Below are 11,109 nucleotides of genomic sequence, written 5' to 3'. Positions count from 1 at the left end.
GGGTGGGGGGGTGGGGGGGGGCGGGGGGGGGGCGCGCCCCGCGCCCCCCCCCGTTCCGTCCCCCGCCCGTTCCGTTCTGTCCCCCCGATCGGGTTGGATGGTCGGATGAGCGAGGAGAAGAGCGCCGTACCGGCGTGGGAGCAGCGGTTCAGGGCAGCACGGGTGTCACTCCCCGACTGGGCCGAGGACGCCCCCGACCGGGCGCTGTACGTGTCCAACGCGACCGGCACCTACGAGGTCTACGCCTGGGACCGGGTCACCGGCACCCACCGGCAGGTCACCGACCGGCCGAACGGCACCACCGACGCCGAGCTGTCCCCCGACGGCGCCTGGGTGTGGTGGTTCGACGACCACGACGGCGACGAGTTCGGCGTCTGGCGCCGCCAGCCCTTCGCCGGCGGGCCCGCGGACCGCAGCGCCGGCACCACCGACGAGGAGGCCGTGCCCGGCCTCGCCCCCTCCTACTCGGCCGGCCTGGCGCTCGGCCGCGACGGCACGGTGGTCGTCGGACGTTCCACCGACGAGGACGGCACCACCCTGCACCTGCGCCGCCCCGGCGCGGTCGAGGCCGTCGAGATCTACCGGCACGCGGAGTACGGCGGCGTCGGCGACCTCAGCTACGACGGCACGCTGCTCGCCATCGACCACACCGAGCACGGCGACGCGATGCACTCCGCGATCCGGATCGTCCGCCTCTCCGACGGCACGAGCGGCACGAGCGGCACGACGAGCAAGCCCGTAGCGCCCGTAGAGCCCGTAGAGCCCGCCGAAACCGTCGAAACCGTCGCCGAACTCGACGAGGTGACCGGCCGGGACGAGCCGCGCGGCGTCGCCTGCCTCGGCTTCGCCCCGGTCGACGGCGACACCCGGCTGCTGGTGGCCCACCAGCGCACCGGCCGCTGGGAGCCGATGATCTGGGACGTCGTCACCGGCGCCGAGACCGCGCTGCCGCTGCGCGACGAGCAGGGGCGCGAGCTGCCCGGCGACGTCTCCGCGCAGTGGTGCCCCGGCGCCGAGGCGCTGCTCGTCGAGCACGAGTACGAGGCGCGCAGCGAACTGTTCTCGTACACGCTCGCCGACGGTCGGCTGACCCGGCTGGACACCCCGCGCGGCACCGTCGGCGGCGCCACCGCCCGTCCGGACGGCACCGTCGAGTACCTGTGGTCCTCCGCCGCCGAGCCCTCCGCCGTCCGCTCCACCGCCGGGACGGTCGTGCTGCGGGCGCCCGGCGCGGTGCCGCCCGGCTCCGTCCCGGTCGAGGACGTCTGGGTGGACGGGCCCGGCGGGCGGGTGCACGCCCTGGTGCAGCGTCCGGCCGGGGCGGGCGAGGGCCCCTTCCCGACCGTGTTCGAGATCCACGGCGGCCCCACCCACCACGACAGCGACTCCTTCGCCGCCGGCCCGGCCGCCTGGCTGGACCACGGCTTCGCGGTGGTCCGGGTCAACTACCGCGGCTCCACCGGCTACGGCCAGGCCTGGACCGACGCCCTGCACGAGCGGGTCGGCCTGATCGAGCTGGAGGACATCGCGGCCGTCCGGGAGTGGGCGGTCGCCGGCGGCCTCGCCGACCCGCGCCGGCTGGTGCTCACCGGCGGCAGCTGGGGCGGCTACCTGACCCTGCTGGGCATCGGCGTCCAGCCGGACAGCTGGACGCTGGGCGTCGCCGCCGTACCCGTCGCGGACTACCACACCGCGTACGCCGACGAGATGGAGGCGCTCAAGTCGCTGGACCGCACCCTCTTCGGCGGCACCCCGGAGGAGGTCCCGGAGCGCTTCACCGCCTCCTCGCCGCTCAGCTACGTCGAGCAGGTGCGGGTGCCGGTCTACATCAGCGCCGGGGTCAACGACCCGCGCTGCCCGATCCGGCAGATCGAGAACTACGTCGAGCGGCTGGAGCAGTCGGGCAAGCCGCACGAGGTCTACCGGTACGACGCCGGGCACGGGTCGCTGGTGGTGGAGGAGCGGATCAAGCAGCTGCGGCTGGAGATCGACTTCGTCCGACGGCACCTCGCCGCGGCGTCGGAGGCCGGGACCGGAACCGGGACCGGGACCGGGGCTGACGACAGGGCCGGCGACGGGGAGACGGTGTGAGGCGTCTGCTGACGCTCGCGGGAGTGGCGGTGGCCGGGGCCCTGGTGCTCACCGGCTGCTCGGGCGGGCACGGCGCCGAGGCCGCCTGCCCGCCCCCGGCCGGCCCCGCGGTGCCCAGCCCCACGCCGACCACGGCCGCGCCGACCCCAGCAGCCGCACCAACCGCACCGGCCGCCACCGCGACCCGCGCGAGCGCGGCGGGGCCGAACGCGGCTGGGCCGGGGGCCGCCGTCGCCCGAGCGGCGTACGCGCCTGCGGCGGGCGAGGACGCGGTCCAGCTCGCCAAGGGATCCAGCGGGTCGAAGGGCTCGTCCGGGTCAAAGGGCTCCGGCTCCAAGGGCTCCGGCTCCAAGGGGACGAAGACCGGGCGCACCGTGCACCACCACATCGACCACTACGACTCGAACGACGACGCGAGCGGCGGCCACGGCCGGTGCCACGACGAGCCGGCGTTCACCGGGTCACCGACGCCGGTGCCGTCCTCCCCGACGGCGCCCGGAAAGCCGACGACCGCACCGGTCGTCCCGGCCCTGCCGTCCGCCCCCGGCAAGCCAACCCGCTGAGGCGGGCCGGCCGAGCGGGGGCGGGCCGAGCAGGGGCGCCGAACCGCAGAGGTCAGTCGAGGACCGGGTCCAGTCCGAGGGCCCGGTCCTGCTCCGCCTCCCCCTCGCGGCGCACCAAGCGGAACCACATGAAGATGACGAAGCCCCCGAAGACGAACCACTCCAGGGTGTAGCCGAGGTTCTGGAACGCCCGCAGGGTGAGCCCGTCGCCGCCCTGCGGCTGGACCGTCGGCACCGGGGTCAGCCCGGCCGACACCGCGTCGGCGGCCACCCAGCCGTCGTACCAGCCGTCGTACGCGAGCGCGTTGAGCAGCGCCGCCCGGTTGACCGTGCCGAGCTGACCGGCCGGCAGACCGCCCGCCACGGCGCCGTTGCTGCCACTGGACTCACCGGCCTGCAACCGCCCGGTGACGGTCACCTGGCCGGGAGGCGGCGGCGCGGCCACGGACGCGCCCTCGGCGGGCGCGCCGGGCGCCCAGCCGCGGACCACGGCGGCGAACCGGCCGTCGGCGGTGCGCAGCGGGGTGAGCACGTAGTAGCCCTGCTTGCCGTCGACCACCCGGTTCGGGACGAGGAGCTGGTGCTCCGCGTCGTAGCTGCCGGTCACGGTGACGGGCTTGCCGACGGTCTCGGTGGTCACCTGCGGGGTGGCCTGGTTGAGCAGGTCGTCGATCGGCCGCACATCACTCGAAGCGGTGACGGTCTGCTTGGTCTCCTGGTGCGACGAGAACCGGTCCTCGAACCGGCCGAGCTGCCAGGAGCCCAGCCAGACGCACACCGCCACGGCCGCGACGGCCAGCGCGGTGCCGCCGAGCCAGCGCGGAGTCAGGAGGAACCGGTACACACCCCCACGGTAACCACTCCTCACACCCGTCCCGGCCGCAGGGGTCCGCCATAGGGGTCCGCCATCGGCCCCGACGGCCCGGCTGGTCGCCCGTCCGACCCCGACCGCCCGACCCCGACCGCCCGCCGACAGCCCGCCCCGACCACCGCCGGAGCGCGAAGCCCGTCAGCCCGCCGGGGGCGTGTCCGACGGCTGCGGCGCCGGTGCGCCCACCGCCTGGACGCCACCGCGGTAGAGGGTGCCGCCGCAGGCCACGGCGAAGGTGGCGGTGGCAACGGCAGGGCTGCCGGGGGCGGGGGTGTGGGCGATGGTCGCGGTGGCCGGCGCGGTGGTGGGGCTGCCGGTCGGGGTGGGGGTGGAGCTGGGGGCGTTGGTGGGCCCGGCGCTGGGGGACGAGCTGGCCTGGGGGTTGGTGCTGGGGGCCGCCGAGGCGTCCGAGGCCGCCGGGGCGGCACCGGTGGCGGCGGCGGGGGCCTGGGAGGCGCCGACGGCCGGGTTGGCGCCGCCCTGGCTGGTGGGCCCGGTGCTGGCGGTGCTGGCGCCGGGGGTGGGGCAGGTCCGGTCGGGGACCCAGGCGAACGGCACCCGGTAGCCGGCCTGCGGGGCGAGGACGGGGGGCTCCGCGTCCATCGCGGGCAGGTCGCCGGCCGGGTCGCCGGCGGCATGGTCGGCGGTGCGCACGCGGCTGCGGTCGGTGCCGCTCACCGCCGTGACGGCGACGGCGCCGGGGCCGCCGAGCCGGCAGCTGCGGCCGGAGACGTTGTACACGGTGAACGAGCCGTGGATCCGGCCGTCGGCGGCGGCCGGGCCGACCTGTGCGCCGCCCTGGCCGAGGTCGGCCCGGGTGCAGAGCGGGGTGATCGGGCTGTCGCCGGTGCTGGCGGCGGGGGCGGGCGGGGCGGTGGTGCCGTCGGCGCGGGTGGTGCTGGCGCCGGGGCTGGGTGAGGCGGTGGGGGTGCCGGAGGGCGACGCGGTGTCGCCGGTGCCGCTGGGGCCGGGCCGCGAAGGTGTGCCGGTGCCGGGGGCGCTGCCGGTCCTGGTGCCGGTCGGGGCGGCGGCGGCCGGGCTGCTGGCGGCGGCCGAGCCGGGGCCGCCGGACAGTCCGAGGTGCTCCCCGTCGTGCAGGGCGGGCAGGGCGACGGCGACGGCGACGGCGAGGGCGGCGGCGCCGGTCCAGGCTCCGCGCCGGGCGGCCCGGCGGCGGGGTACGGCGTACCGGATCCGCGGCAGGCCGCCGGGTTCGGGCTGGATGCCGGCGACGGCGCCGCGCATCAGGTCGCGGACGCTGCGTTCCTCGGCGGAGAGCCCGTCGCCCTCACCGCCCGAGGGCCGCCGCCCGGCGCCGTCAGCCATGTCCGGCCTCCATCTGGGTGCGCAGGGCGGCGAGTCCGCGCGAGCCGTAGGCCTTCACCGATCCGAGCGAGATGCCGAGGGTCTCGGCGACCTGCGCCTCCGTCATGTCCACGAAGTAACGCAGCACCAGAACCTCCCGCTGACGGCGTTGCAGACCACGCAGCGCGGCCTTCAACTGGTCGCGCTCCAGCGCATCGTAAGCGCCTTCTTCTGCACTGGCCATGTCAGGCATGGGCTTGGGCAGCAGGCGCAGGCCGAGGATCCGTCGGCGCAGGGTCGAGCGGGACAGGTTGACGACGGTCTGCCGCAGGTAGGCCAGGGTCTTCTCGGGCTCGCGGACCCGGCGCCGGGCGGCGTGCACCCGGATGAACGCCTCCTGGACGACGTCCTCGCAGGTCGAGAGGTCGTCCAGGAGCAGCGCGGCGAGCCGCAGCAGGGAGCCGTAGTGGGCCTGGTAGGTCTCGGTGAGCAGGTCCTCGCTGGTACCCGCGTCGGTACCGGCACCGGAGCCCGCCGCACCGGGTGCGACCGCGGTCATCTGGTCGTCTTCCGGCCTACTCGCCGGCCACGGGGCGCGCGAGGGGAAGGCCACCACGGATCTCGCCGGGATGCCCGCCCCTGCTCCCACCATCACGTTCGCCACGCCCGTTGGACACTCGATCCCCTGTCATGGTTGCCCAGCCCGGGGGCCATTCTTCCGCATCGGCGGAAGAGGCCTCCAGGGGATTCCATCGGGATTCCGGACAGATTGTGTCGAGGAGCGGACACGCCCTCCCCGGATCGGGGGCCGGACGGGCCCGGGAGCGGGCGGCTCCAGGCCTTCCAGGGTCTCTCCCGGGCCTCCTGCCAGGCCTCTTCCCGGGCCTCCCCCTGTGCTTCCTCCTACGCCTCTTCCGGCGCGCCTTCCTGTGTCACCGTCAGCTCACCGGCCACCAGTTCCGCGATCTGCAGCAGGTTGAGCGCCGCGCCCTTGCGCAGGTTGTCGCCGCAGAGGAAGAGGTCGAGCGCGGCCGGCTCGTCGAGGGCCCGGCGCACCCGCCCGACCCAGACCGGGTCCGTCCCGACCACGTCGTTCGGCGTGGGGAACTCGCCGGCCGCCGGGTCGTCGTACAGCACGACCCCGGGGGCGTCGCGGAGGATCTGCTGCGCGTGCTCCTGGGTGACCTCGCGTTCGAAGAGCGCGTGCACGGCCAGCGCGTGGGTGCGGACGACCGGGATGCGGACGCAGGTCGCGGAGACCTTGAGGGCGGGCAGGCCGAGGATCTTGCGGGCCTCGGCGCGGATGCCGACCTCCTCGGAGGACCAGCCGCCGTCCACCAGGGAGCCGGTCCAGGGCACCGCGTTGAGCGCGAGCGGGGCGGCGAACGGCCCGTGGTCGGCGATCACCGCGCGCAGGTCGCCGGCCTGCCGGCCGACCTCGGTGCCGGCCACCAGGGCGGTCTGCTCGCGCAGCGCCGCCTCGCCGATCCGGCCCTCGCCGGAGGCGGCCTGGTAGGAGGCGACGACGAGTTGGGCGAGCCCGTACTCGGCGTGCAGGGCGCCGAGGGCCGCGATCATCGCGAGGGTGGTGCTGGCCGGGCTGGCGACGATGCCGCGGGCGCGCAGCCGCAGCGCGGCCGCGTTGACCTCGGGGACGACCAGCGGCACGTCCTCGGCGGTACGGAAGGCGGCGGAGTCGTCGACCACCACGACGCCCTTGGCGGCCGCGATCGGCGCCCACTGGGCGGAGACCTCGTCGGGAACGGCGAACACGGCGACGTCGATCCCCTCGAAGGCCTCCTCGGCCAGCGGGACGACCTCGACCGGCACCCCGCGCACGACCGGCTTGCGGCCGGCCGAACGCGGGGAGGCGACGAGTCGGATCTCGCCCCAGACGTCCTGGCGCAGGGAGAGCAGGCCGAGCAGCACCTCGCCGACCGCGCCGGTGGCGCCGACGACGGCGAGGTTCGGCCGCCGGGTCATCGCCCGGTGCCTCCGTAGACGACGGCCTCGTCCGTCTCGCTGTCCAGTCCGAAGGCGCTGTGCACGGCGCGGACGGCCTCCGGCACGTCCTCGGCGCGGGTGACGACCGAGATGCGGATCTCCGAGGTGGAGATCAGCTCGATGTTGACGCCCGCGGCGGACAGCGCCTCGAAGAAGGCGGCGGTGACGCCCGGGTTCGAGCGCATGCCCGCGCCGACCAGGGAGATCTTGCCGATCGCGTCGTCGTAGCGCAGCGACTCGTAGCCGATGCCCTCCTTGACCCGGCCGAGCGCGTCGATGGCCTTCTGGCCCTCCGCCTTGGGCAGGGTGAAGGAGATGTCGGTCAGCCCGGTCGACGCGGCGGAGACGTTCTGCACCACCATGTCGATGTTGACCTCGGCATCCGCGATGGCGCGGAAGATCCGGGCCGCCTCGCCCGGCTTGTCGGGCACGCCGACGACCGTGACCTTGGCCTCGGACGTGTCGTGGGCGACTCCGGAGATGATGGCCTGCTCCATCTCGCCCCCTTCGGGCTTGTGCGGGTTCTCGTTGCTGACGATCGTCCCGGGAAGACCCGAGAAGGACGAGCGTACGTGAATCGGGATGTTGTAGCGCCGGGCGTACTCCACGCAGCGGTCGAGCAGCACCTTGGAGCCGGACGACGCCAGCTCCAGCATGTCCTCGTACGCGATCCAGTCGATCTTGCGGGCCTTCGCCACCACGCGCGGGTCGGCGGTGAACACGCCGTCCACGTCGGTGTAGATCTCGCAGACCTCGGCCTTGAGCGCGGCGGCGAGGGCGACGGCGGTGGTGTCCGAGCCGCCGCGGCCCAGCGTGGTGATGTCCTTGCTGGTCTGCGACACGCCCTGGAAGCCGGCCACGATCGCGATGTTGCCCTCGTCCAGGGCGGTGCGGATGCGACCAGGCGTCACGTCGATGATGCGCGCCTTGTTGTGGACGGAGTCGGTGATGACGCCGGCCTGGCTGCCCGTGAAGGACTGCGCCTCGTGCCCCAGCGATTTGATCGCCATGGCCAGCAGCGCCATGGAGATGCGCTCTCCAGCGGTCAGCAGCATGTCGAACTCACGGCCGGCAGGAAGCGGTGACACCTGCTCCGCGAGTTCGATGAGCTCGTCCGTCGTGTCGCCCATTGCGGACACCACGACGACGACCTCATGGCCGGCCTTCTTGGCGTCAACGATTCGGCGGGCAACGCGCTTGATGCCTTCGGCATCCGCAACGGATGAGCCGCCGTACTTCTGCACGACAAGGCCCACGTGCGCTCCTCGACTTGTGTCGTCTTCCGGGGGCACCAGGCCCCCGCACCCCCGGGGAAAAGGGGCTGTGCGGTCGGCGCCAGTCTACCGAGCAGGGGTGCCACAACCGGCGCTTTCCATATGATGAGACGCCCGTTTCAGCAGGTGGTCGGCGAAACGGGCGGCACCACCGGCAGGTCTGCGGGCAATTCGCCACCGCCCCGAAGAATCGGCGGATCAACGGACGGCGATCCGTCGGGATTTCTTTTCCGCGCGGAATGCTGAGGCATTCGTCACAATCAGCCGATGACCGCCGGGGGCGCACCGAAAACCGGCGCGCGCCGGGGCGACGTTCAGGCGTGCCGGAATCGCACGGACGTGCCGGAAGGGCACGGGCACCGGAGAGCGGTGCTACCGCCCGAGGCCCAGCTCGGCCGCCATCAGGTCGCCGGCCTGCTGCTCCAGCTGCTCGTCGGTGAGCCCGTCGTCGTCGGTGTCGGCGCCGTCCGGCACCGCGCCGATCGGACTGTCCAGCCGGACGTGCGCGATCAGCGACTGCAGCGCCCGCAGCACCGCCGTGCAGGTCGTGCCCCAGTTGGAGAGGTACGAGAACTGCCACCACCACAGCGCCTCGCTGACCCGGCCCTCGCGGTAGTGGGTCAGCCCGTGCTGCAGCTCGCCGACCACGCCGGCCAGGTCGTCCGAGATCCGGAAGGCGTTCGGCTTCTCCGGCGGACCGTACGGATCGAAGACCTCGTGGTAGACGTCGATCGGCGCGAGCAGCTCGGCCAGCCGCTCGCGCAGCTGCTCGCCGTCCGGCTCCGGCCCGGCGTCGGGCTCGAAGCGGTCCTCCGGGACGACGTCCTCGATGGCGCCCAGCCGGCCACCGGCCAGCAGCAGCTGCGAGACCTCCAGGAGCAGCAGCGAGACCGCGCTGCCCGGCTCGTCGCCCTTGGCGACCTCGGTGACGGCGAGCACGAAGCTCTCCACCGAGTCGGCGATCTGCACGGCGAAGTCGTCCGGCTCCGAACCGTGCGCATGGATGTGCGGGGGGTGGCTCTGCGGCTCCCCGTGCGGCTGTCCGGGGGCCGGCTGGTGGGCCTGCCCGTGGGACGGCTGGTGGGGCGTGTGGGGCTGCTGGTTGAGCGTCCGGTCAGACATCGAGCAGTCGTCTCCCTTCGAAGGCACGACCGAGGGTGACCTCGTCCGCGTACTCCAGATCCCCGCCGACGGGCAGGCCGCTCGCCAGCCGGGTCACCCTCAGGCCCATCGGCTTGCAGAGCCGGGCCAGATAGGTGGCGGTCGCCTCCCCCTCCAGGTTGGGGTCGGTGGCCAGGATCAGCTCGGTGACCGTGCCGTCCGCGAGGCGCGCCAGCAGCTCGCGGATCCGCAGGTCGTCCGGGCCGACGCCCTCGATGGGGCTGATCGCGCCGCCCAGCACGTGGTAGCGGCCGCGGAACTCGCGGGTGCGCTCGATGGCGACGACGTCCTTGGACTCCTCGACCACGCAGATGACGCCGAGGTCGCGGCGCGGGTCCAGGCAGACCCGGCACTGCTCGGCCTCTGCGACGTTGCCGCAGACCGCGCAGAAGCGGACCTTGTCCTTGACCTCCAGCAACGCGTGCGCGAGACGGCGCACGTCGGTCGGGTCGGACTGCAGGATGTGGAAGGCGATCCGCTGGGCGCTCTTGGGCCCGACGCCGGGCAGCCTGCCCAGTTCGTCGATCAGGTCCTGAACCACGCCCTCGTACAACGTCGCGCCTTCCCTCGGATGGTCGGTGGTGCTCCGGTGCCATCATCCAACGAATCGGGCGCCGGACACACCGCCCGACGCCCGACTCCCACATAAATCACATGGGTCCGTTGTCTGAACTTCAGAACTTCAGGACCTCAGACCTACCTGGTCGGAACCCCTGTCCAGAGGCTCCCCCAGGTCAGAACGGCAGACCGGGGATGCCCCCGCCCAGGCCCTGGGTCAGCGGGCCCATGCGCTCGGCCTGCATCTTCTGCGCCGACTGGTTGGCGTCCCGCACGGCCGCCAGGACCAGGTCTGCCAGGGTCTCGGTGTCCTCCGGGTCGACGGCCGCCGGGGCGATGGTCAGCGCCACCAGCTCACCGGCACCGGTCACCGTGGCCTCGACCAGGCCACCGCCCGCCGAACCGCTCACCTTCGTCTCCGCCAGCTCCTGCTGCGCCTGCGCGAGATCCTGCTGCATCTTCTGCGCCTGCTTCAGCAGCTGCTGCATGTTGGGCTGGCCACCACCGGGGAACACGGCTCACTCCTCGCTTCGTGCTTGCTGTCCTGCGTCGCCGTCCTGCCTGCGGTCACGTCCGCTTGCAGTCCCGCTCGCGTCGTCACGGCCGAGCCTACGTGCTGCCGGGGCGGGCCGTCGCTCAGTTGCCGCGGTGGTGGATCTCCTCCAGAACCGTCGCGCCCAGCTCCCGGATGATCAGCTCCTGACCGGAGAACGCCTCCTCGTTGAGGTCCGGGTCGTCCTCCTCCGGGACGTCGTCCTCCGGCGCCACCGCGCGCACCGGACGGGCCGGCGACGCGGCCACCGGCGGCGGGGCCTGGACCGGCGCGGGCGCCGGGGCGGCCTGCACCTGCGGGGACGGCTGCGACCGGACCGGCGCGGGCACCGGAGCCGGAGCCGACGGCGCGGCGGCCGCCGGACGGGCCGGGGCCCCCCAGCCGCCACCGCTCGGGGCGGCACCGCCCAGACCACCGCCGCCGACGGCCGTACCGCCGCCGAGGGAACCGCCCCCGGACGGGTCGACGATGCACTCGATCCGCCAGTCCACACCCAGCGCGTCCGTCAGCGCCTGGCGCAGCACGTCGTCGCTGTTGCTGCCGACGAAGCTGTCCCGGGCGCCCGCGTTGATGAAGGACACCTGGAGCACGCTGCCGTCGAACCCGGCCACCTGGCCGTTCTGGCTGAGCAGGATCCAGGTGAAGCGGCGGCGGTTCTTCACCGCCTCCAGAATCTGCGGCCACAGCTGCCGGACCTGCGCCGCGCCCTGCAGCGCGGCGGCCGAAGCC

General features: G+C 74.1%; 10 protein-coding genes and 1 pseudogene. 2 read left to right on the top strand and 9 right to left on the bottom strand.

Annotation, left to right across the window (positions count from 1 at the left end):
* Positions 1–105: 105 nt before the first annotated feature.
* Positions 106–2,091, top strand: a complete 1,986-nt coding sequence (locus ACFV6I_RS24645; protein WP_380427644.1) for a S9 family peptidase — start codon at positions 106–108, stop codon at positions 2,089–2,091.
* Entirely contained in the window at positions 2,088–2,654 is a 567-nt protein-coding gene (locus ACFV6I_RS24640) for a hypothetical protein (RefSeq protein WP_380427642.1), read from the top strand. Before ACFV6I_RS24645 ends, ACFV6I_RS24640 begins: the two co-directional genes overlap by 4 nt.
* A 52-nt stretch (positions 2,655–2,706) precedes the next feature.
* Here the strand turns inward: ACFV6I_RS24640 and ACFV6I_RS24635 are convergent, their stop codons facing one another.
* The 9 genes and pseudogenes from ACFV6I_RS24635 to ACFV6I_RS24595 all read right to left on the bottom strand — a co-directional run.
* Positions 2,707–3,498 carry an SURF1 family protein gene (locus ACFV6I_RS24635; protein WP_063348655.1) on the bottom strand — a complete coding sequence of 264 codons (792 nt, stop codon included), beginning with the start codon at positions 3,496–3,498 and terminating at the stop codon, positions 2,707–2,709.
* Positions 3,499–3,663: 165 nt separating this feature from the next.
* The gene (locus ACFV6I_RS24630) at positions 3,664–4,851 is read right to left on the bottom strand and encodes a hypothetical protein (RefSeq protein WP_380427640.1); all 1,188 of its coding nucleotides are present in this window, start codon (positions 4,849–4,851) and stop codon (positions 3,664–3,666) included.
* The gene (locus ACFV6I_RS24625; protein ID WP_063348653.1) at positions 4,844–5,389 is read right to left on the bottom strand and encodes a SigE family RNA polymerase sigma factor; all 546 of its coding nucleotides are present in this window, start codon (positions 5,387–5,389) and stop codon (positions 4,844–4,846) included. Before ACFV6I_RS24625 ends, ACFV6I_RS24630 begins: the two co-directional genes overlap by 8 nt.
* 344 nt (positions 5,390–5,733) lie before the next feature.
* Positions 5,734–6,813, bottom strand: coding sequence for an aspartate-semialdehyde dehydrogenase (locus ACFV6I_RS24620; protein ID WP_063348652.1), 1,080 nt, complete (start codon positions 6,811–6,813; stop codon positions 5,734–5,736).
* Complete coding sequence (locus tag ACFV6I_RS24615; RefSeq protein ID WP_063348651.1) at positions 6,810–8,090, bottom strand: aspartate kinase; 1,281 nt, start codon at positions 8,088–8,090, stop codon at positions 6,810–6,812. Before ACFV6I_RS24615 ends, ACFV6I_RS24620 begins: the two co-directional genes overlap by 4 nt.
* 390 nt (positions 8,091–8,480) lie before the next feature.
* Positions 8,481–9,230, bottom strand: coding sequence for a DUF5063 domain-containing protein (locus tag ACFV6I_RS24610; protein ID WP_244293422.1), 750 nt, complete (start codon positions 9,228–9,230; stop codon positions 8,481–8,483).
* Positions 9,223–9,822 carry a recombination mediator RecR gene (recR, locus tag ACFV6I_RS24605; RefSeq protein WP_063348650.1) on the bottom strand — a complete coding sequence of 200 codons (600 nt, stop codon included), beginning with the start codon at positions 9,820–9,822 and terminating at the stop codon, positions 9,223–9,225. The genes ACFV6I_RS24610 and recR overlap by 8 nt, the downstream gene beginning before the upstream one ends.
* Before the next feature lie 181 nt (positions 9,823–10,003).
* Positions 10,004–10,342, bottom strand: a complete 339-nt coding sequence (locus tag ACFV6I_RS24600; protein ID WP_063348649.1) for a YbaB/EbfC family nucleoid-associated protein — start codon at positions 10,340–10,342, stop codon at positions 10,004–10,006.
* 121 nt (positions 10,343–10,463) lie between these two features.
* Positions 10,464–11,109 (bottom strand): annotated as a pseudogene (locus ACFV6I_RS24595) (DNA polymerase III subunit gamma and tau); the annotation flags it as partial.

It is taken from the genome of Kitasatospora sp. NPDC059803 (assembly GCF_042732255.1).
Lineage (GTDB): Bacteria > Actinomycetota > Actinomycetes > Streptomycetales > Streptomycetaceae > Kitasatospora.
The sequence above is the reverse complement of the archived record's forward strand: the minus strand, read 5'-3'. Positions and strand labels throughout refer to the sequence as shown.

Excerpts from the sequence above, each read along its gene's own strand:
- ACFV6I_RS24645 (WP_380427644.1), top strand. The coding sequence starts at position 106 with ATGAGCGAGGAGAAGAGCGCCGTACCGGCGTGGGAGCAGCGGTTCAGG.
- ACFV6I_RS24620 (WP_063348652.1), bottom strand. The coding sequence starts at position 6,813 with ATGACCCGGCGGCCGAACCTCGCCGTCGTCGGCGCCACCGGCGCGGTC.
- ACFV6I_RS24625 (WP_063348653.1), bottom strand. The coding sequence starts at position 5,389 with ATGACCGCGGTCGCACCCGGTGCGGCGGGCTCCGGTGCCGGTACCGAC.
- ACFV6I_RS24610 (WP_244293422.1), bottom strand. The coding sequence starts at position 9,230 with ATGTCTGACCGGACGCTCAACCAGCAGCCCCACACGCCCCACCAGCCG.
- ACFV6I_RS24630 (WP_380427640.1), bottom strand. The coding sequence starts at position 4,851 with ATGGCTGACGGCGCCGGGCGGCGGCCCTCGGGCGGTGAGGGCGACGGG.